General features: G+C 41.1%; 16 protein-coding genes. 8 read left to right on the plus strand and 8 right to left on the minus strand.

All coding sequences use genetic code 11. The features are described from left to right. Positions 1-123: 123 nt before the first annotated feature. Positions 124-330 carry a hypothetical protein gene (locus V7K56_RS16910; RefSeq protein ID WP_334912030.1) on the minus strand — a complete coding sequence of 69 codons (207 nt, stop codon included), beginning with the start codon at positions 328-330 and terminating at the stop codon, positions 124-126. Between the two features lie 961 nt (positions 331-1,291). Between V7K56_RS16910 and V7K56_RS16915 the strand changes: the two genes are divergently transcribed. Both V7K56_RS16915 and V7K56_RS16920 read left to right on the plus strand, forming a co-directional pair. Further along, positions 1,292-1,486, plus strand: a complete 195-nt coding sequence (locus V7K56_RS16915) for a DUF2256 domain-containing protein (RefSeq protein WP_334912031.1) — start codon at positions 1,292-1,294, stop codon at positions 1,484-1,486. Further along, positions 1,486-2,439, plus strand: coding sequence for an isoaspartyl peptidase/L-asparaginase (locus tag V7K56_RS16920; protein WP_334912032.1), 954 nt, complete (start codon positions 1,486-1,488; stop codon positions 2,437-2,439). The genes V7K56_RS16915 and V7K56_RS16920 overlap by 1 nt, the downstream gene beginning before the upstream one ends. On the opposite strand, the gene V7K56_RS16925 is transcribed toward V7K56_RS16920, so the two are convergent. From V7K56_RS16925 to V7K56_RS16940, 4 genes are all read right to left on the minus strand, one after another. Beyond that, positions 2,430-2,774, minus strand: a complete 345-nt coding sequence (locus V7K56_RS16925; RefSeq protein WP_334912033.1) for a hypothetical protein — start codon at positions 2,772-2,774, stop codon at positions 2,430-2,432. The two genes, V7K56_RS16920 and V7K56_RS16925, sit on opposite strands and share 10 nt — an antisense overlap. Further along, positions 2,753-4,105, minus strand: a complete 1,353-nt coding sequence (gene glmU, locus V7K56_RS16930; protein ID WP_334912034.1) for a bifunctional UDP-N-acetylglucosamine diphosphorylase/glucosamine-1-phosphate N-acetyltransferase GlmU — start codon at positions 4,103-4,105, stop codon at positions 2,753-2,755. The genes V7K56_RS16925 and glmU overlap by 22 nt, the downstream gene beginning before the upstream one ends. Positions 4,106-4,311: 206 nt before the next feature. After that, entirely contained in the window at positions 4,312-5,556 is a 1,245-nt protein-coding gene (locus tag V7K56_RS16935) for a two-component system response regulator (protein ID WP_334912035.1), read from the minus strand. A 497-nt stretch (positions 5,557-6,053) separates the two neighbouring features. Then, a complete protein-coding gene (locus V7K56_RS16940; RefSeq protein WP_334912036.1) occupies positions 6,054-6,977 on the minus strand; it encodes a tRNA (5-methylaminomethyl-2-thiouridine)(34)-methyltransferase MnmD in 924 nt (307 codons plus the stop codon). 106 nt (positions 6,978-7,083) lie between these two features. On the opposite strand from V7K56_RS16940, the gene V7K56_RS16945 reads away from it, so the two are divergent. Further along, positions 7,084-7,905: a sulfurtransferase gene (locus V7K56_RS16945; RefSeq protein WP_334912037.1), complete on the plus strand. Its 822-nt coding sequence runs from the start codon at positions 7,084-7,086 to the stop codon at positions 7,903-7,905. A gap of 82 nt (positions 7,906-7,987) precedes the next feature. Here the strand turns inward: V7K56_RS16945 and V7K56_RS16950 are convergent, their stop codons facing one another. Further along, positions 7,988-9,289, minus strand: coding sequence for a hypothetical protein (locus tag V7K56_RS16950; RefSeq protein WP_334912038.1), 1,302 nt, complete (start codon positions 9,287-9,289; stop codon positions 7,988-7,990). A 673-nt stretch (positions 9,290-9,962) separates the two neighbouring features. On the opposite strand from V7K56_RS16950, the gene V7K56_RS16955 reads away from it, so the two are divergent. The 4 genes from V7K56_RS16955 (at position 9,963) to V7K56_RS16970 (ending at position 15,219) form a co-directional block, all read left to right on the plus strand. Then, positions 9,963-11,504 carry a FecR family protein gene (locus tag V7K56_RS16955; protein ID WP_334912039.1) on the plus strand — a complete coding sequence of 514 codons (1,542 nt, stop codon included), beginning with the start codon at positions 9,963-9,965 and terminating at the stop codon, positions 11,502-11,504. 336 nt (positions 11,505-11,840) lie between these two features. Beyond that, entirely contained in the window at positions 11,841-13,217 is a 1,377-nt protein-coding gene (gene gor, locus V7K56_RS16960) for a glutathione-disulfide reductase (RefSeq protein WP_334912040.1), read from the plus strand. 112 nt (positions 13,218-13,329) lie between these two features. Next, positions 13,330-13,965, plus strand: coding sequence for a YqiA/YcfP family alpha/beta fold hydrolase (locus V7K56_RS16965; protein ID WP_334912041.1), 636 nt, complete (start codon positions 13,330-13,332; stop codon positions 13,963-13,965). Between the two features lie 105 nt (positions 13,966-14,070). Continuing rightward, the gene (locus V7K56_RS16970; protein WP_334912144.1) at positions 14,071-15,219 is read left to right on the plus strand and encodes a histidinol-phosphate transaminase; all 1,149 of its coding nucleotides are present in this window, start codon (positions 14,071-14,073) and stop codon (positions 15,217-15,219) included. Between the two features lie 8 nt (positions 15,220-15,227). Here V7K56_RS16970 and V7K56_RS16975 read toward each other — a convergent pair whose 3' ends face one another. Then, positions 15,228-15,782, minus strand: coding sequence for a hypothetical protein (locus V7K56_RS16975; RefSeq protein ID WP_289798997.1), 555 nt, complete (start codon positions 15,780-15,782; stop codon positions 15,228-15,230). Positions 15,783-16,675: 893 nt separating this feature from the next. Next, positions 16,676-17,311: a GNAT family N-acetyltransferase gene (locus tag V7K56_RS16980; RefSeq protein ID WP_334912042.1), complete on the minus strand. Its 636-nt coding sequence runs from the start codon at positions 17,309-17,311 to the stop codon at positions 16,676-16,678. Positions 17,312-18,344: 1,033 nt separating this feature from the next. Here V7K56_RS16980 and V7K56_RS16985 point away from each other — a divergent pair. Then, positions 18,345-21,872, plus strand: a complete 3,528-nt coding sequence (locus tag V7K56_RS16985) for a response regulator (protein WP_334912043.1) — start codon at positions 18,345-18,347, stop codon at positions 21,870-21,872. Positions 21,873-21,920 lie beyond the last annotated feature (48 nt).

Consider the following 21,920-nt stretch of genomic DNA (forward strand, 5'->3'; position numbering starts at 1 on the left):
CCAAAAGCGTATGCTTTTGCATCAGCATCTGCAAAAGCTAATCCACCTTGAACATTCTCATTTTCAAGAACGGTTTCTACATGAGATAGATCGTTAATAATCATGATTTTTCTTTCCTAAGAATTAGCCGGCAGCAGAACTAGATGAACCGTAGCTAGCAGATAAGCTGTATTTCTTGGAGACAGCAATGGTGCTAACGACAATGCTGGTGGCAGTGATGTTTTTACCAAAAGCGTATGCTTTTGCATCAGCATCTGCAAAAGCTAATCCACCTTGAACATTCTCATTTTCAAGAACGGTTTCTACATGAGATAGATCGTTGATAATCATGATTTTTCTTTCCTAAGAATTAGTAAGGTCAACTTGTTTGTTGTTGTGCCACTACAACTTGTTTTTTAGTGACATACAAACAATAGCACTATTAAAATTCTATGAATAGTAGTTTTACGTAAATTTTTTGTAAATAAAGAAAAAACATTATGTTATCAAGTTACTTACATTATTTAGTATTTACAGATTATTTAAAAATCACATTGCTATGTATTATCAAGTTACTTCCAAAAATCTAGTATTTAGAGGTTGTTTTAAAAGTATTTCAATATGAGTTTAGGCATTTTTAATCTCCCTAACCTCCAAGGCTGTTTCACTCAATTTATTAAGGATATTGTCAACAACATAGGCGGAAGTTAGTAATCAAAAAATTACTATCTCCAAGAGTCAATTTCAGTGCGTCGGTGAAACCTTGCTGGAGGTATCACCATTTTCTTGTGCAATCAGATTTTTTATTCACCTAATTTTTTTGCTTGAAACGCTTGTAAATCAGAACCTTTTAGGCAATGAAACAGCCTTGCCCTAAACCGTCAGGGCTGTTTTATAGCCTTCATTGGTATCAGTCAACTTAAGCTAACTAAAACTCCTTTAAAATCTCATTGCCTGTGGGAAATTGGAAATGCTGCCTCCCATTAGGCATTCCCAGCCTCCGACAGAGAGCAAGATAATCAGCTAAAAGCTTTTTCTAGACTGGCTTTAACCTGAAGTTGACACCAATGCAAGTCCTTGCACCCCTACAAATCTAGAAATAATTTGGAATAATTTATTTTTCGCAAGTCCCTAAAAAAGAAAGATAGTAAGACTCAAAGCCTCTTTTCTTTTAAGAGAGATATTGTAAATATTTCTAAAGATAGATTGACAATATATTTGTTCGTTGAATGTATCCTGTCTTCATAGCAAACTGGTTATAATTATTTTCCATCTCCTTCGGAAATGAAATTCTCATTTACACATTATTTATATGGGACGTGTTCGTTCTAAAGCTGACCTACCTACAAAAATCTGTCCGGTATGTCAACGTCCTTTCACATGGCGTAAAAAGTGGCAAGATTGTTGGGACGATGTGAAATATTGCTCAGAACGTTGTCGTCGTCACCGTTCTCAAGCTCAAAATGAAACCAACCGCAATACAGACGCAAATAGCGCAAGAGATTAATGGAGTTACAGGTGCAACCAAAATTAATTATTCATGGAGGGGCTGGTAGTTCTCTCCACGGTAAAGGCGGATTAGAGGCGGTGCGCCGATCGCTCCATAAAGTAATAGAAGAAGTCTATTCTCTGCTATTGTCAGGAGCAACTGCCTCAGAGGCTGTGGTGCAGGGTTGCCTAATGCTCGAAGATAACCCCCGCTTTAATGCTGGTACTGGTTCAGTACTGCAATCTGATGGACAAATTCGTATGAGTGCTTCCTTGATGGATGGTGCATCAGGGCGGTTTAGTGGTGTGATTAATATCTCGCGGGTGAAAAATCCTATTGATTTAGCGCAATTTTTACAAAGCTCGCCAGACCGAGTGCTATCAGATTTTGGTTCAGCTGAGTTGGCGCGGGAAATGCAAATTCCCAGCTATAACGCTTTAACTGATTTGCGGTTACAAGAGTGGATACAAGAGCGCCAGGATAATTTTAAAAGCACAATGGCTGGCGTGGTAGCAGAACCCGAACTGTTAGAAACCAGCAATGCCGGACGTGGCACCATCGGTGTAGTAGCTTTAGATGTATCTGGTAAGTTAGCTGCTGGCACTTCTACTGGTGGGAAAGGCTTTGAGCGGATTGGCAGGGTAAGTGATTCGGCGATGCCAGCAGGTAATTATGCTACTAGTAATGCTGGTGTTAGCTGTACTGGCATTGGCGAAGATATCATCGATGAGTGTTTAGCAGCACGGATTGTAGTGCGTGTCACTGATGGGATGTCACTCAAGGAAGCCATGCAGCGATCTTTTGGAGAAGCCCACGAGAACAAACGCGATTTAGGAGCGATCGCCTTAGATGCTAGTGGAGCGATCGCCTGGGGAAAAACTAGCGAAATCTTACTCGCTGCCTACCACAACGGCGAAAAAAGTGGCGACACCTTGGAATGGACTGGCAATGAACTGATCGGCTATTGTTGAATCAGTTTCAGCGCTTCCGCTAAAGTTTGTTGCTGGTCAACTATTGTAGCTAATTCTTGGGCTTCATAACGCCCCTCAAAAGCTTCTAGCGCCGCTCGTTTCAGTGCCACTTGATATCCTTGTTCCAGAATATCCATTAATTCTGCCTGATTCAAGTAAAAACCACCGGATTTGCGGCGCTTATTTATTTTGTTGATTTCACGTACTGTATTTTCTATCGAAACATCCCAAGAGCGAGTAGAACGTTTTTCGACCTTTTGTTTAATTAACCGTCTGAAAATATCTTTAATTTTGAATTTTGAATTTTGAATTGTTAATGGCTCTTCTTGCGCCAAGCAGGTTTCACCACCTGACGACTACGGGCAATTACCAGAGAATCATCAGGTACATCTTCTGTCACAGTAGAACCAGCTGCGATATAGACATCATCTCCCAAAGTGAGTGGAGCCACTAAAACGCTATTGGCTCCAGTTTTTGTCCGATCGCCTATTTTGGTACGATGTTTCTTCACGCCGTCATAATTGGCAGTAATTGTACCAGCACCAATATTCACTTGATTGCCGACAACAGTATCGCCTATATATGACAAATGTGCTGCATTGGTGCGATCGCCTAATTGGGTATTCTTCAATTCCACAAAATTCCCCACACGGCAACCAGCACCCACCTGTACCTGACCGCGCAAATGAGTATAAGGGCCAATTCGGCTTCCGGCCTCCACGGTGCTATTTATGACTACTGAATATTGCACTGTCACATTTTCACTTAACTGACTATTTTCAATTAAACTCCCTGGTCCGATGTGACTTCCGGTTTGAATTACCGTATTTCCCCGCAGGTGAGTTTGTGGTTCAATAATTACATCCGGCTGTAATTCCACTGTTTCATCAATGGTGATGCTTGTGGGGTCGATCAGGGTGACACCCGCCAGCATCCATTTTTCCTTGACTCGTTTTTGCAAAATTTCGGATGCTGTTGCTAGTTGCAGGCGATCGTTGATGCCGAGAATTTCTTGGTAATCTTCTACATCCACTGCCATTACTTGGCCCACCTGAGTCACAGCATCAGTAAGATAGTATTCTTTTTGGACGTTGTTTGCCTGGAGGTGGGGAAGCACCTTTGCCAAATCTAGCCAGCGAAAGCAATAAACTCCAGCATTAATCCGCTGATTTTGTCTTTGAGCAGCTGTACAATCCTTGTGTTCGACCATTTGCTGCACAATATTTTCGTCGTTACAAAAAACGCGCCCGTAGCCTGTGGGGTCGGGTAGATGCGAGGTGAGAATAGTGGCAGAGTTTTGATTTTTGATGTGAGTTTGTAACATCTGCTTAAGAGTTTCGCTGCGTATTAACGGTAAATCGCCGTTAAGTACCAGCAAATCTCCAGTGTAATTTTCCAAGTGCGGAAGTAATTGCTGGATAGCATGACCTGTCCCCAATTGCACAGTCTGTTCGACAAACTCCAAACTGCAAATTGAATGCATGGCGGTTTGCACTTCCTCGGATTGATATCCCACAATCACGATTCGTCGTGAGGGCGAAAGTGGTTCTACACTTTCGAGAACTCTCTCTATTAGCGATCGCCCACCCAAAGAATGTAAAACTTTGGGTAAGCGTGATTTCATCCGTGTGCCGCGTCCTGCCGCTAGAATTGCTACAACTACCATAATTAGCTATCAGCTATTAGTAAAATTGTGATTAATGCTGTTGGTACTTTAAAATCTCGGCTCAAATCATACCAGCTAATCATAGAAGACTGAAAATATTAAAGGAGTCAGAATTCAGGAGTTGGTATAACTTCACTCATAAAAAGTAGAGATTATAATAATGCAAATTAGCGTTCATTATTACAGCAGCTACAAATTATTACTTCTTACTGCCCACTCCTCCCATTTTTCTGACAAGAGTAAATAAACTCTGCAAATTGCTGCATTAGTTTCGGATTACGCCAACCGCAATCAGTTTCTTCTTGCATCACTAAAAGGGCTTCTGCTGAAGTAAAAGCTCTTTTGTAAGGTCGTTCACTAGTTAGGGCATCGTAAATATCAATTAGCTGAAACACTTGCGCCAGGTAGGGAATATCATCCCCCTTGAGTTGATCTGGGTAGCCTGAGCCATCCCAACGTTCGTGGTGATGACGAATAATCGGAATTACACCGCGCATACTCCGTAGTGGTTGGCAGATTTTTTCTCCAATCAAAACGTGCTGCTGCATAATTTGCCAATCTTCGGGGGTGAGTTTGCCTTTTTTTAGCAGCACAGCATCGGGAATACCCACCTTACCAATATCGTGGAGATAACCACCCCACATCAAATCTCGAATTTGATAGCGTGAGAGGTTAAGGTATTCACCAAAAACTTGTCCTAGTTTTACTAGACGTTCGCAATGGTTGCCTGTATTGGGATCGCGGCTTTCAATGGACATGGCAATAGAAAACAGTACTTGTTCGGCATGGTCTAAATCTTCGTTCAGACGCTTCTGCCGCACCAAGGACTTTACACGCGCCGCTAGTTCCACCCGATCAAAGGGTTTGGTGAGAAAATCATCTGCCCCAACTTCAATTCCCCGAATGCGTGATCGCCTGTCATTTAACGCTGTAATAAAAATTACTGGGATTAACCTAGTCTGCTCATCCTGTTTGAGCAATTGGCATACTTCAAATCCATCCATTCCTGGCATCATTACATCCAGCAAAATCAAATCTGGTTGTTTTTGAGTTACCAATCCGACAACAATAGAACCACTATCCGCCTCAATTACTTCGTATCCTTCCATCCCCAAGAGGGCAACAGCAGTCATCCGACTGGCGGCATGATCGTCAACTACTAAAACCTTCGGCGGATCTAAATCAAACCCATTCACTTTAAAACCTTTGGCTTGTAGTGTTTTAGAGACCAATGAATCATCACCACAATTAACATCAGATTTTATCCAAGAAGACATTGCTTGCCTATCTTCAAGCATAAGGTCTCCTTGAGATAAGCCTAAAGAATAACCTTCCGCATTTTGCGATTCCACGGCATGATTTGAACCAATACTCTTCACTGTGCTAATGGGGTTTGACCCATTAACAATTTTTTCTGTAAAGCTTGTATGGTTGGATTTCCATTGAATCACAAAGGCACTCCAAGTTTTTGCACAAGTTAGTTAACAGTGTCAGATTTTAAAAACAAATTTAAGATTCGACAGTATCTGAGTCAGAGTTTCGATATGGATTATGCATGATGTCAAGCTGCCGATCTGAATTTTTCACAGCATGTATTTTTTTATGTTACGAAGGTGGATTTTGTTGTCAAATTTTTTGCTTCTAATTCCAGTATGATAAATTATCACAAATGTTAAATCAGGTTTTTTACGGAGATTTTTTAGCCTTTTGGCGTCAGAAAGCGTTATAATTGACTCCTTTATATTGAGATATCGGATTTTGAGTTTCAAGTCTTTATAGTAATCATTAGATATATATGTTTTTACTCAGTTATAGCAATACTTCAGTACTGTTCAACAGTATGTAATATTGAATACTAACATATAGATAAGCTATTCGGCTCGTAAAAACTCGTTGAATTAGGCTTGCAGTCCATAGGCGTAGCATATTGTATGATATTGCAATCAAACTACAAACTAGTTCCTATAAAATCCCTACCTTGCGTTCCTAATAGCCACCTTTTTCGCCAATGGGAGGCAGGTTCCAGGCAAGAGGTTTGTTGCTCTTGTTGTCGCCGCCTGACTATGACTTCGGTTGGATCGCTCAATTGAGGATCGCGATAGGGAATAGCAGCACGAGTTAGCAAGTGTTCTTTTTCAACTTCTGAGAGGGTGGTGAGTGGGGAGCGTTCTTTAGACTCGGCATTTTTAGAATGTGTTGCCACGGTACCAGGCGATCGCCTTCCTACGGGTGGGGTAGAAGATATCACCAAGCCAGCAGACAAAAGTGCTGTGCGTACAGCAGCAGCACAAGAATAGGTGGTTAATAAACCATCTGGATGTAAGCACAATGATAGCTGTTTAAGAAATTCAACAGTCCATAATTGAGGACACTGTGGTGGTGAAAAGGGATCGAGGAAAATTGCATCTGCCGAGAAACCCAACTGACGTACTAGCATTATCGTAGTTCTAGCATCGCCAATTAGTAGCTTCGCTTTCAAGCAAGGTGTTTGTACTTGATGCTCAAAAGCTAGCTTTTTCAAAATTTCAATATAGTTACAGTTCCAATTGTCGAACAAATTATGAGCGATCGCCGCTTGTGGCACCGCTGGATTCAGTTCTAAACCGATTACTTCAACACAACAACTAGGATTCACTCCCCAAACTGTTTGCAAAGCAGCAGCCGTGTTATATCCTAGACCATAACAAACATCTAATAGTCGCAAGATCGGTTTTTGCGCTGCTGTAGCCAGTTGAGTAGGTTCCACAAACTTGCAAAAACTCTCCTGCTGCGCTCCATAATGGCTGTGAAACGATTCACCAAACTCTTGAGAGACAAAGGTGAAAGAACCATCAGCTGTTAACTTAAGTGTAAAATTTTCTAAGTCTGACATCTTCCAAAAAACTAAATAATGACCAATGCCCTTCAGTAGTGCTGAGTAGCAAATATAACTTATTTACTCAGCAGTTGGAACAGAAGACTGTTTTACCCTATGCCCTATGCCCAATCCCCAATTTATTGTTTCACCAGCTTGGCTGTTTGAACATCTGAAAGATCCGCAAGTCGTTATTGTGGATTGTCGCTTTTCTTTAGCCGATCCACAACTAGGACAACAACATTACCAGACAAGTCATATAGAAGGATCGTATTACCTAGATTTGAATCGGGATCTTTCCAGTCCAGTGGGAAAGCATGGCGGGAGACATCCTTTACCTAACCCTAATGATATAGCTAACAAATTGGCGACGATTGGGGTAAATTACCAAAAAAGTTTAGTTGTCGCTTATGATGATTCGCGCTTTGCTTTTGCGGCTCGTCTATGGTGGCTGTTACGCTATCTAGGACATGAGCAAGTAGTAGTATTAGATGGCGGGTTTGCTGGATGGCAAAAAGCTGGGTATTCTGTTACAGATGTTATTCCTCCTCCCCGAATGGGCACATTTGTCGCTCAAGTACAAACAGAAAAGGTAGTAGATATTACAGCGGTAAAAAGCCGGAAAGATAACCAGAAGATAACATTGGTAGATTCAAGAGACAGTGATCGCTACCGAGGCGAAGGAGAGTCTATCGATCGAATTGCCGGACATATTCCCGGTGCAGTCAACTATCCCTGGCAAGAAGTTACAGACTCTTCTGGCTACCTGCTTCCTCAAGAAGAACAACGCCGTCGGTGGGAAAAGCTAGAAACAGCCGAAGAAATATTGGTATATTGCGGTTCTGGCGTTACTGCTTGTGTGAATTTACTTTCTTTAGAATTAGCTGGTTTTAGCAAGGGTAAACTTTATGCTGGTAGCTGGAGTGATTGGATTTCTTATTTATAGTCATTGGGCATTGGTTTTTGACAAAGCGCAAAGTCTGAGCGCCGGCTTCCGGCGATCAGAACTTTGTAAGACAGGACAAATTTCAAAACCTACCTAATTGGAAACTGTAATTAATAGTGAAGAACCAGCCATCAAAATCAATGTTTTCGGCGGTTGAACTACCTAAACTTACTCCAGCCTCCATATTCATATTAATGGTGTCAGATATTTGGTAATTTAAGTGTCCGAATAGCCGATAAAATTCGTCTTCTCGATCGCGCTGTGTAAAGTCTGATAAACTCATTTGGTAGTCAATACCAACCTGGAGAGGCTTTTGCAAGTAGTAGTTCAGAGACACCCAAAAGGAATTGATTATCCGATTACGACTTTGGGGGTCAGCAAAATTTACACTCAATTGGTAGAAGCTATCTAGGGTTAATCTTGAAGTTAAGGGATCTCGGCGTCCTAAAGACAGTTGTAGGGAATTTTCATTTAAAAAGCGATCGCCTGCTTTGAAGCTATCGAAGCGATCGCTGCTGTTGGCATAAAATAACTGTTGATTGCTCCAACTGATTTCTCCATACATTCGTTGGGATAGCTGCTGGTAAATATTGAGATTGAATCTCACCTGGTTGTAATGGTATTGTGACTGATTTATATAACGAATCAGATTGCCATCAATTGAGCCATTTACAAAAGTCTTAGATCCCAAAGGAAAATATGTAGAGGCTAGTGTCAGTCCAGAAATAATTAAACCATCTTCTATGGGATTATCATTTGAGGAAAAAATGTTACTCGTTTGGAAGTAGCCGACACGTCCTTGCAGATAGCCGATAGGTTTAAATTTAGGTACGGGTTGTTCTGTTGGTGGTAGTGGCTGCTGTTCTAAGGGTCGTAACCGCACCCGTAACCCCAATTCGCGATCGCTATCAGATTCAAACGGTTGTTTTGGCGATCGTAGCAGTTCTATCAACCTCTCTCGCCTTTGGGAATACTCTAGCTCAGGTAAATTTAATAGTTGCTCTTTTGAGTCTGAAGGAGATATGGGCACATTATTTGGCTGCGATTCTAGCTGTGGCGGGTCATTTTGCTTTTGAGTATCTGTAGGTTCTTCGGTTTTATCTGGGATTTGAGTAGTTTCTGGTGTTTGCTGTGCCAGATTTAACGGCATCCGAGAATCTAAAGGATGTGACTTACTTGACAGCTTGCATAAAGAGTTAATTGCCTTTTGCTCCAACTCATGACATAACTGCTCATGAGTTACCTGTGTAGTTACTAAATTATTAGGATGCCAAACATCTGTAATTGCAGATTCTGCCGCATTTACTCTAATGCAACACCAGGTTCCACCACTGGAGGTTAACAAAATACAAAAAAACAAATTCTTCCAGTTCTTGAGTCGCATCTGGTTAGATCGCATTGATTGCGTTTGGCAAATGTAGACCCACAAGCTGTATCGGAAGTTCCGACTACAAAGATACAGTTGATTGCATCTATTTTAGCTTTGTAGGTATATACTGAAACTACAAACTAAAATTGCTGCTTTTCGGATTTTTCCCAGATTTTTTAGTAAAACTCAGAAGCTCCGATAAAATTGCTGCTTAAATTTTAGTGAAATACAGCCAGTGGGTAATTTCACAACAAATCCTTAACAAGTTATTGTCCCCCATAATTAATGATCCTCTGACTGAACTGATTATAAAAGATTATATGTAAGTACTTCTAATTTAATTGTTTATATCAAATACTAAGTTTTAAATCTACTACAGACTTGATTGCATACAATTTAAGTTTCATAAGGAAAACTTCAATCAACTAAATACATGTAGATAGTAATCCAATTTGATTCATGAACTTGCTTACGCAGATAAGGAACAGGTAGACATGAAAAAATTTAATAAATGTATCCTAAGTTTTTTCAAAATCAAATATGATTCATTCGTTTCACTTGTTATCGATTTTTATTAAATCTAAATTAAAATTTAAACTAATTTCTTGAAAACAACTCTTAAATTAATTAGTATTAGCTTAAACTTTAATTTTTATGATATTAGTTGAAGGTCACAATTTTTCAAACTATGTTTTATAAATCGTTTCCATTATTGGTGATTGGTTTATGGGGAGTTATAGTACTGCCTCTACCAAATCGGGTAAGTGCTACAACTCCTCTAACGCGAGCAGAGATTCAGAACCTCCGCAACATCGTACAACTGATACCCAAAGATAAATTAAAAAAACGTCCTGCACGCAAATTAGATGCAATGACCCCTGGGGACGGGTTGTCAACTGGTCGAGCTTCCCTAGCAGATTTGCGTTTTAATGATGGCTCTTTAGCACGAGTTGGAGAACAGGCGTTATTTCAATTTTTGCCGAAGACTCGTGACTTTCAACTGACAAACGGGACTGTGTTGTTGCTCATCCCACCAGGACAAGGGCGAACACGTATACAAACACCAAATGCAGCAGCAGCAATTCGTGGTTCAGCATTATTTGTACGCTACGACCAACAAACAGACACCACAATTGTGGGTGCGCTGACAAATAGTGGCATTGAAGTTTCAAACAAGAAAGCTTCTGAAACTCAGGTGTTGAAAGCAGGGCAAATGGTGATTATAGTTAAAGGCGAATTTCAGAGGTTATATGATTTTGATCTAAGAAATTTTTATGAAACGAGCCAAATGGTTCGGGAACTTGATTTGAACAGGCAGAGTCCTGTGCCTACACATGATCCTGCAATCACCAGTGTTCAAGCCGAAACTGCTGCGGCTTTGGAAGCACAGCCACCAATAAAAGGCGAGGAAATGCAGCTAACTCGTCCTAATAGCCCAACTGAGACAACATCGAACACCTCATCTGAGACAACATCGAACACCTCATCTGGGACAACATCGAACACCTCATCTGGGACAACATCGAACACCTCATCTGGGACAACATCCGTAACCCAAACTGATCCAACACCCGTAACACCAACAAATCCAACACCTGTAACCCAAACTGATCCAACACCCGTAACCCAAATTGATCCAACACCCGTAACACCAACAAATCCAACACCTGTAACACCAACAAATCCAACACCTGTAACACCAACAAATCCAACACCTGTAACACCAACAAATCCAACACCTATAACACCAACAAATCCAACACCTGTAACTCCGGTAACCCCAACTGATCCAACACCTGTAACTCCCGTAACTCCCGTAACACCTGTAACCCAAACTGATCCAACACCCGTAACTTCAACTGATCCAACACCCGTAACCCCAACTGATCCAACACCTGTAACACCAACACCCGTAACTTCAACTGATCCAACACCCGTAACCCCAACTGATCCAACACCCGTAACACCAACACCTGTAACTCCCGTAACACCAACACCTGTAACTCCCGTAACACCAACACCTGTAACTCCCGTAACACCAACACCTGTAACTCCCGTAACACCAACACCCGTAACTCCCGTAACACCAACACCCGTAACTCCCGTAACACCAACACCCGTAACTCCCGTAACACCAACACCTGTAACTCCCGTAACACCAACACCTGTAACTCCCGTAACACCAACACCTGTAACTCCCGTAACACCAACGGAATCTCCAAGTACATAAAGATTGCTAATGGCGTAAACAAATGCTCTGCGATCGCCGAAGGCAGTACGTTTTGTCATAATTTTGCGTAAGTCCTGTAGAACTTAGCTGCTCCAATGCAGTAGCAGTAGTACAGACTTATGCTCGACCAAGGGTAGAACTATAACAACTGTTAACTACTGCCTGTAAAGCCGCTAAAGCAAAAAGTGATTTTCCCTACGACCAGATAGCATCTGCTAACGCTAGATTAAATCAAGGACAGGACTTACACAGCGTTCACCGGATATCCTTATATAGTTCAATCACGTTTTGTGAAGTTCCCAGGAACTAACTTGTTGCGAAAGAGAACATAAACTTATGACTTTTGATTACGACCTGTTTGTAATTGGTGCGGGTTCTGGAGGTTTGGCGGCTTCCAAACGAGCGGCTAGCTACGGCGCAAAAGTGGCGATCGCTGAATATGATTTAGTTGGTGGCACTTGTGTGATTCGCGGTTGCGTTCCCAAAAAACTCATGGTCTATGGCTCTCACTTTCCCGAACTGTTCAGTGACGCTTCAGGCTATGGCTGGAAAGTGGATAATGTTGAGTTTGACTGGGAATATTTCATTACATCTATAGATAAGGAAGTTCGACGACTATCACAACTACACATCAGTTTCTTAGAAAAAGCCGGAGTAGAACTATTTTCCGGTCGCGCCACATTGGTAGACCCCCACACTGTAGAAGTTGATGGACGTAAAGTTACAGCAGACAAAATTTTAATTGCAGTTGGTGGGCGTCCCGTCAAGCCAGATTTACCAGGGATGGAACATGGCATTACCTCCGACGAAATCTTTCATTTAAAAGAACAACCAAAACATATCGTCATTATTGGTGCTGGTTATATCGGCACGGAATTTGCTTGTATTATGCGCGGTTTGGGTTCTGAGGTGACACAAATTACCAGAGGTGAAAAGATTTTGAATGGGTTTGATGAAGATGTTCGCATAGAAATTGAAGAGGGTATGATGAACCACGGAATTCGCTTGATTAAGAATAATGTGGTGAAAACAATTGAACGCGTCTCAGAAGGGTTGAAGCTAACTTTATCAGGAGACGACCAAGAACCACTAATTGCTGATGTGTTTTTAGTAGCGACCGGTCGAACCCCTAATGTAGATGGATTAGGTTTAAAAAACGCTGGGATTGATGTTGTTGCTAGTTCTATCGAAGGGCCTGGATACCCTACCACAAGTGCGATCGCAGTCAATGAATATAGTCAAACTAGTCAACCAAATATTTTTGCTGTTGGTGATGTCACAGACCGAATCAATTTAACTCCTGTAGCTATTGGCGAAGGTCGCGCTTTTGCCGATAGTGAATTTGGGGATAATCGCCGCGAATTCAGTCATGAAACTGTGCCCACAGCCATATTTTCTAACCCCGAAGCCGCGACAGTCGGCTGGACAGAAGCCGAAGCACGGGAAAAACTCGGTGATGCCGTCAAAATTTTTCGCACTCGCTTCCGCCCCATGTATCACAGTTTGACTGGTAAGCAAGAGAAGACAATGATGAAGTTGGTGGTTGATAGCAACACCGACAAAGTTCTAGGTGCTCACATGGTAGGTGAAGGTGCAGCTGAAATTATCCAAGGTGTGGCGATCGCACTCAAGATGGGCGCAACTAAAAAAGACTTTGATGCTACTGTGGGCATTCATCCCTCATCGGCAGAGGAATTTGTCACAATGCGCTAATAAAACTTAGGAGTGAGGAGTTGTGAGTTATGAATTATAAGTGAGTCACAAAAAATGATAAATAAAAATTTATCAGCACTCAATAATTTTTAACTCCAAACTATTTACAACTTTGGACTACATATATCTTCACGGTTTTGCTTCCAGCCCTAAATCTGCTAAAGCGCGGGATATAGGCGATCGCTTTATCCAAATTCAGACAAAGCTGAAAATTCCTGATCTCAATGCTGGCGATTTTTCCCAATTGACAATTACTCGTCAGCTTGCTCAAGTTAGCGCAGAATTCAGCAATGATTCTACACCAGTAACGCTCATTGGCTCAAGTTTGGGTGGTTTGACCGCTGCCCACTTGGGACAACAAAATTTACAAGTGCAACGCTTAGTTTTGTTAGCACCAGCTTTTGGGTTTTTATCCCATTGGTTGCCCAAATTAGGGGATGAAGAAGTACAGCATTGGCAGCAAGAAAAATATATTATGGTCTACCACTATGGAGAGCAGCGATCGCTTTCCTTAAGTTACAATTTCGTTACAGATGCTGCCCAATATCAAGAAAAGCTTTTGCAACGCTCTATCTCCACATTGATTTTGCATGGCAAAAAGGATGAAGTCATTCCGATCAAAGCTAGTCGTGACTTTGCGCGATCACGTCCTTGGGTGGAATTAATCGAACTCGACAGTGACCACGCCTTGGGTAATGTTATGGAAGAAATTTGGCAAGCAATTCGCCTCTTTTGCCAATTACCTTGAAGTTGTAAAATATTAGACTTACACATAACTAATGTCCTTAGTCATTTGTCCTTTGTTAGTTACTAATGACCAATGACTAATGACCAATGACTAATGACTAAAACTATGCTTCCCTTCATTCGGTCAGATTTAGCCCAATTCACCGCCTATAAACCTCATCCTAGCAGCGATACAGCCGATTCGGTCGCCACACAGTTCGATCGATTAGATACTAATGAAAGCCCCTACGATTTACCACCTGAGTTAAAAGAGAAGCTGGCATGGACGTATCAGCAAGTAATTGAAACAAATCGTTATCCCGATGGCGGACATGAAACACTTAAGGATGCGATCGCTGAGTACGTTAATCAGTCAGCCGCCCTCTCATCATCCTTATTTACTGCTGCTAATATTTCTGTTGGTAATGGTTCAGATGAAATTATCCGCTCTTTATTAATCGCCACCTGTCTAGGAGGAGAAGGGTCAATTTTAGTTGCCAATCCCACTTTCTCTATGTACGGAATTTTGGCGCAAACTTTAGGGATTCCTGTAGTGGCAGTGGGGAGAAATGAAACAAATTTTGAAATTGACATAAGCGCCGCACAGTCTGCGCTCGAACAAACTCAAAATCCTCCGATTCGTGTAGTTTTCGTAGTACATCCCAATTCGCCGACTGCCAACAGTTTAACTAAGGCAGAGTTGGCATGGTTAAGAAGTTTGCCAGAGCATATTTTGGTAGTAATTGATGAAGCTTACTTTGAATTCAGTCAAACTACTTTAGTAGGTGAATTAGCACAGCGTCCTAATTGGGTAATATTACGTACTTTTTCTAAAGCTTTCCGATTGGCATCTCTCCGTATTGGTTATTGCGTCGCTCATCCTAAAGCGATCGCTATCTTAGAAAAAGTTCGTTTACCTTACAATCTCCCTAGTTTTTCCATAGCAGCAGCATTAGTTGGTTTACAAAATCGTACATTGTTGCTGGAATCAATTCCCCAAACCCTGAGTGAACGAGCTAAACTTATCGAAATTTTATCTCAGCAACCAGAACTACAAATTACCCCAAGTACTGCCAACTTTATTTACCTACGTCTCAAACCAAATGGTTTTAATTCACAAGAAGTTGTTTTAAAAACTTTCCACCAGAAACTTAGAACACTGGGCACTCTTGTGCGGCACATTAGCGGGGGATTGCGAATTACTGTCGGAACAATAGAGGAAAACGCCCGCACCGTTAATCGAGTAAAAGCTGCTTTGGCAAATTTGTCATCTTAGCAATTTACTCAGTAATTAAACCTGCTATTCACCTCACTGCCCAAACGCCGTACTACTCCCACTGTTTGTGGCAGCACACCCACTAAAAGAGCAAAAGCAACATCCGGCAAAAGAGCCACTATTTCTGGTGGAAAGTATTGTTCAAATTGATCGAGAATTTTCTGGACTCGCTGCCCAGGAAGTGGGTTTTCTGTAATTTGTTTGATTAATCGAATCCACTGTCGCCTAATCAAGTAAGCCTTCTGGCGTTCTTCATTAGATTCAGGAGTTAATAAAGAAAGATTACCTATAGGCAGTGCCCTTTGGCAATCACAATCGTAATCCCCACCCACAGCAGCCCCAGGCCCAGCAAACTCTGCATGGTAGCGTTTAAAGAGTATTAATCCATTTCGCCTACGACTATTGACGATGAAAACTTCTCCACTGTGCAAACGTGTAAGGATATCCGAGCTTTGCGATTGCTCAGTTCCGTCTGACATGACAACAGAGTCAAGGAAAGTTGTTTCAGGGTAATAAGTTGATACCATAGAGGTCTGATAGCGTCGATGCTGTTCGCTATCCATGTTTTTTAAACTTTTAATGAATGTTGTTGTAGTATGCACTTTAAAACCGAATTAGCTGTTATACCAAATCAACTTTTTGAATTCTTTTATTATCAAGATTTTCCGGTCAATTCAACTAAAAATAGCAATAGAAAGGCGTTGTTTCAGTAATTGAGTGATTATATTTTAAGAGATATAACTAGATTTGTCTGTAAACTATACTAATGTTTTCTTAAAGTTTTTATAAAGATGAGTATATAAATTACAAAGTTATTATGAGGAAATAATGATTTCTTTCAATGCGATTTTGCGTATGTTCCCATTATAGTCGATTTTCATCTATATCGAATCCTGTAAAAAAATTATTAACTATAAATCCTAAAAAATAAATTTAACATTTTTTAATATTAAAAATATTTACTAAAATGATAGTTTGTTTATACGGACGAGGGAATTTTTCGTGAAAATTTTAAACCAAATATTCTTTTGAGAAAAAATTATCAAAAGATATTTACTTGTTTCGGAGATTAACAAACATGTTCTAGTCTTGATCTATAAAACTCTTATTTAATTGTGTAAAAAAACTCAGTATAACTAAAAGAGCCTTCTTTATCGTTAGCTCTTGCCTGCTAAACCAAGTAATTCCTTCAAATTAAAGCGGATTTATCTGGAGATTTAGCTAAGATTGGCTAGATTTATAATTAAACCTTGTCTATTTGAAAACCTGAAGTTCTTAAGAAAAGTATATTATTTAGTCCTGGCTTGAGTTTTGAGCTTTCTCTAAGTCAAAAGAACTATAATTCTCAAGGTAGAGATGGTTTAACTTAAGTTTGTGTTTAATACCGCTATAAGTTATAGATTTTACCGAATTAATTGGAATGGAACACAAAACTTGACAATTGCCAAAACAAAATTCAGATAATGGAATCAGCACTCAGGTGCTTGTGCAATAACATCTGGCTTGACCGTCTTAGAAGAAATGTATTCCAATTAGATTCGACTTTATGCACTCGATATCCCAGCTTGAAATAAAGCTGTCGTGCTTGATGGTTATTTTCTAAAACATGGAGATATAAGTCTTGAAATCCCCACTCGCGAGAGACTTTTTCACAACTGGTAAGCAATCCTGAAGCCACACCATGTCTACGGTATTTTGGGTGAACTGCTAAATTAGATAAGTAAGGAAAACCTACACTAACTTGGCTCCATGAATCACTACTATAACGTACACCTAGTTCCACACTTCCCACTAAGTTATTAGCCTCATCAGTAGTAGATTCAAGGGCAACTAAGCAAATATGACGGAGCGTAGGTGATGCCAGCCGATGCCTTAAGTCTTCGTAAATACCCAGACGTAGCAACGGGAAAGCCCATCCCCATATACCGTTGTGGGAGTGAAAGCTTTCAGTAATAATTTGGGCAACACCAATCAAATCAGCCGATGTAGCTGTACGAATTTGGAATTGGTAGGAAGCTGGATCAATTGGCTGTTGGTGGTATGGATAAAAAAACCGATATTTCAAGGCTAGTTTAGTATTGATTTTATTCAACAAAAATTTTCTCAAATATCCTAAAACAAAATTTAAACTCAATCAGAACTTTAGAGTTGCCCAGGAGATTTAACTGAACCAGTATTGTTAATTCACTTTTGCTTGTAGATGAAACAAACTTTTACACTTTAGTTTGAAGTTTTATAAGCTGCATTTTTGAAAAAGTATTAGAAGTTACAACTTCATAAATCTATAACTTTAAATTCAGTAGATTCATTGCATCCCTTGTGTTAGGTAGGCAGAATATCAAACTGATTGCCATAAAAACGTCTGTAAAGTGATAAAACTTTGAGCGACTGGGCAGAGAAATAGCATAACTTGTCCGTAAGCAGCATCTCCAAAATTGTTAAGTAAGTACACTATTGGCAAACTCTGGTTTCAAACCACCCTTGCTTGCAGTACTGAACTTGTTTTTGCAGTTGCCACTACACTGACACTACTTTGCTACCAAGTCATCCAAATAGGCTATACAGGTACTGGGACAAGAATCTGCAAGGTTCTCTAATCCCTAATCTCTAACTCCTCAACGACTACCACTTGTCTTAATGATAGTTCTGATTGCTAAATTAGAAAGAGGTATTTGTCTAATAGTATACTTTGACTTTAAATCTTAATTGTTCTAATTTGGCTGACTCTACCATGACTACCATAAATAAAATTTACCTGCAAGTGTTATTACAACAGCTGCAAAGGGAAAACTTAATATGCAGCTTTATTTGGATTTTTCAACTGGCTATGAGCGCTGTATGTATTATCAGACATTGTTCACAGGAGGTGAAAAAAGATTTGGCAAGCAAGCGTCGACTCTGTAAAACTAAAACTGACAATGAAAGCAATTACACTGCACCAACGCAAACGGTAATCGGTACAAGCAATTGAGACAAATTACTGTGAGTAAACGCTCCTACACTCAGCAGTCATGTAGCCAAACAGCCTTATTGGTCGAAATGCTCTGCTCTTACCTGACTCAGAAAAATCCTTACCTGATCAGATTATTCTTTATCCGACTGCCGTTGCAGCAGGAAAGCGGTGCATGAAATCCCAAGCAAACAGTAAGCCTAAAATTTTGGTTGTCGATGATGAACCAGACAACCTTGACTTGCTTTACCGCACTTTCTATCGTGATTATAAGGTGCTAAGGGCAACCTCTGGTCCTGCGGCCCTCGATCTGCTGGCTCAAGAGGGAGAGATCGCGGTGATCATCTCCGATCAGCGGATGCCGATGATGAGCGGTACAGAATTTTTGAGCCTGACAGCAACTCAATATCCAGATATTATCCGAATTATTTTAACTGGCTACACTGATGTCGAAGACCTGGTGGAAGCAATCAACGCTGGTAAGGTCTTTAAATATGTCACTAAACCGTGGGAAGCAGAAGAACTAAAAGCAGTCGTACGCCAAGCTTTGGATACCCACAATGTCCTCAAAGCTAGAACCCGCGAACTTACCCGCACACTGCGTCAAGAATCGCTGCTGAATACTGTTACCAATACGATTCGCAGTGCTTTAGACTACAGACAAATTTTGCAAGCAATTGTAGATACAGTGGGTCACATGTTGGAGGTGGATGTTTGTCTGCTACGTCCCTTCCAAGATGAGCAGTTGGCGGATAAAGGGTTTATTTATCAGAAGCCTCTTTCTGAAGAAGCAGAGATGCAGAAGAACGAAGGAGAACTAGCAGTAGGTCTTTCATCTGTACCCGCCTCCTCTGCTCCCCCTCTGTCTCTTTTGGCTCAGACGGTGTGGGAAACCCGCGAAGTTCAGGTGATTCACGATGCGATTGATGATGAGCGCATTCACGGTAACACTCCCGAACTGCGCGAGCGTGGGCAAGCTTTTGCTGCCGCTAACATTTGTTCTAGTTTAGTTGTGCCATTGATCTGCCAACAAGAACTGATGGCAGTGCTAGCATTGCACCAGTGTTCTCTGCCTCGCTTTTGGGGAGATGATGAGGTGCAGTTAGTGTTGATGGTAGCGGATCAGGCAGCCTTAGCTTTATCTCAAGCTTATGTTTACGAACAAGTACGTGCCCTTGCCAAGCGAGAGAGCTTGATTAATACGATTACAAGCGCAATTCGCTCTAGCTTAGATCCTCAAGATATTTTTGCGGCAATTACCCAGCAATTAGGACAAGCTTTACAAGTCGATGGCTGCGTCTTATCTTTATGGACAGAGGAAGATGAGTTTGTTGAGTGTGTGGGCTTGTATGACAGTTTTCAACATCTAGAAAATTTTAGCTCGCCAGCCCTAGAAAATAGATTAAGTAGCAATAATCACCTACCAACCCAGAGATTACCTTATTCTCAAGCTTCTATTCAGGAGAATCCCATCCTCCAACAAATGTTACAGACACATGAACCTGTGGTAATTGGTAATGTGAGCCATTCTCTTTCAGATGTGCAGGGTTTTGATTTGCCTTTAAAAATGCCAGCGCGATCGCTAATGTTTGTGCCATTATTGGCTGATGGTAAATGTATCGGTAGTATTACTTTACATGAAGGTAAAAAAGTTCGCCAATGGTTGCCATCTGATATTGAGTTAGCGAAAGCAGTCGCAGCACAAGCAGCGATCGCTGTGCAGCAGTCACATTTGTATCAAAAAACTCGCCAACAAGCTGAACGCCTACTGGAATTAGACAAACAAAAAACCGAATTTTTTCAAAATATTTCCCATGAGTTTCGCACACCGATTACCTTGATTCAAGGGCCCTTAGAATCGGCGGTGGCGGCTGGTGAGGGATTATCTTACTCCCAATGTGCGATCGCCCTACGTAACTCCCGCCGCCTGCTGCGACTGGTAAATCAACTTCTGGATTTACAACGCCTGAATGCCGGAAGAATGCAGCCTAGTTTCCATCCCTGCGATTTAGTCGAATTTGTCAGCCAAATAGTGGAATCTTTTCGTCCCTACTGCGAGAAAAAGAAACTGCATCTCATTACCCAGCTAGATGAATGTTCGACGGTGTACTTGGACATGGAAAAATTTGACAAGGTGGTTTATAATCTCTTGTCAAATGCCATGAAGTTTACTCCTGAAGGTGGCACGATCAGTATCAGACTAAAATCTGAGCGCGATCGTTGCATCTTGCAAGTACAAGATACTGGAATTGGCATTGTTAAAGAACAAATTCCTCATCTATTTGAGCGCTTTCGCCAAGCTGAAGGTTCAGCAAATCGCTCCTATGAAGGCAGTGGTCTGGGTTTAGCTTTAGTTAAAGAATTAGTAGAATTACATGGTGGTCAAGTCACTGTAGAATCAGTTTATGGTGAAGGTACTACCTTTAGTTTATCGCTGGTGACTGGAAATGCTCATTTACCTGCACAGCAAATACTAGAGACGCCTACCGAACTAAATACGAGCCGCGCTAGCGTAGAATTGGCTGATTTAGAACTAGTAGAGTCAACAACAAAAAATATTGAAGATATTACAATAAACCTCTCCGCCGATGTTGATATTAAAGACTCAGCACTCAAAACTCAGCACTCAATTTTAGTTGTAGATGACAACCCCGATTTGCGAACCTATGTATCTGAGATTTTCCGTCGTAATGGCTATCATGTAAAGACGGCTCGTAACGGTCATGAGGGGCACAGTAAAGCTAAGGAAATTATACCTAGCTTGATTGTGACTGACTTAATGATGCCCTTAGTGAGCGGACTTGAGATGATTCAGATGATCCGTAATGAGGAGACGTTGAAAGGAACACCAATCATTCTGCTGACAGCGAAAGTAGATGAAGAAACCCGCATCGAAGGTACAGAACATGGTGCGGACGCTTATTTAGCAAAACCATTTAACGATCGGGAACTTTTGGCGGAAGTTCGGAATCTTTTAGCGTTGAAAGAAAATGAACGGCGAATTGTGGAGTTAAATACTTATCTAACAGAATCGGTGCTAAAGCGCTTTTTGCCTGCTGTATTGGTGCAAAAAGCCGCAACCGGAGATTTAACGTTAGATTTGCGCCCAGAACCACGCTTAATTACAGTTTTGTTTAGCGATATTGTGGGTTTTACACAGCTAGCAAATACTCTCAGATCCCGACGAGTTGCAGAGTTGTTAAATGAGTATTTAGAAGCCATGACTAAAGTAGTCTTTAGCAATGGCGGTACTGTAGATAAATTTATGGGAGATGCTATCTTAGCTTTATATGGAGCGCCGGAAGAACTAACCCCTAACGAACAAGTGCGTCGTGCGATTAATACAGCAAGAGCAATGCACCGCTCACTGGCTGACTTAAATCAGCGCTGGCGAGAGCAAGGTGTATTCGATAGCGACAAACTTACTAGCGTACAGTTTCGGTGCGGTATTCACCAAGGTACTGCTGTTGTGGGGATGTTTGGTAGCGCTGAACGTGCCGATTATACCGCTATTGGCCCAAGTGTGAATATTGCTGCAAGGTTGCAAGCTGCCGCTGTTCCCGGTACAATCCTGGTTTCTGCTGCCGTAGCAGATTATTTACAGGAAGGAGAAATTACTAAAGGTAGGCCGCTAGAACTTAAAGGAGTAGATGAAACAGTTTTGACTTTCGCTGTTACACCAGAGGTAATGGTTAATCGCTAAAATTTAGACTGGTATTTTAAAGCATTACCAATGAGTAAAAGTGCATAA

The sequence above is a fragment of the Nostoc sp. genome (assembly GCF_036917535.1).
In the GTDB taxonomy this organism is placed as follows: Bacteria; Cyanobacteriota; Cyanobacteriia; order Cyanobacteriales; family Nostocaceae; genus Nostoc.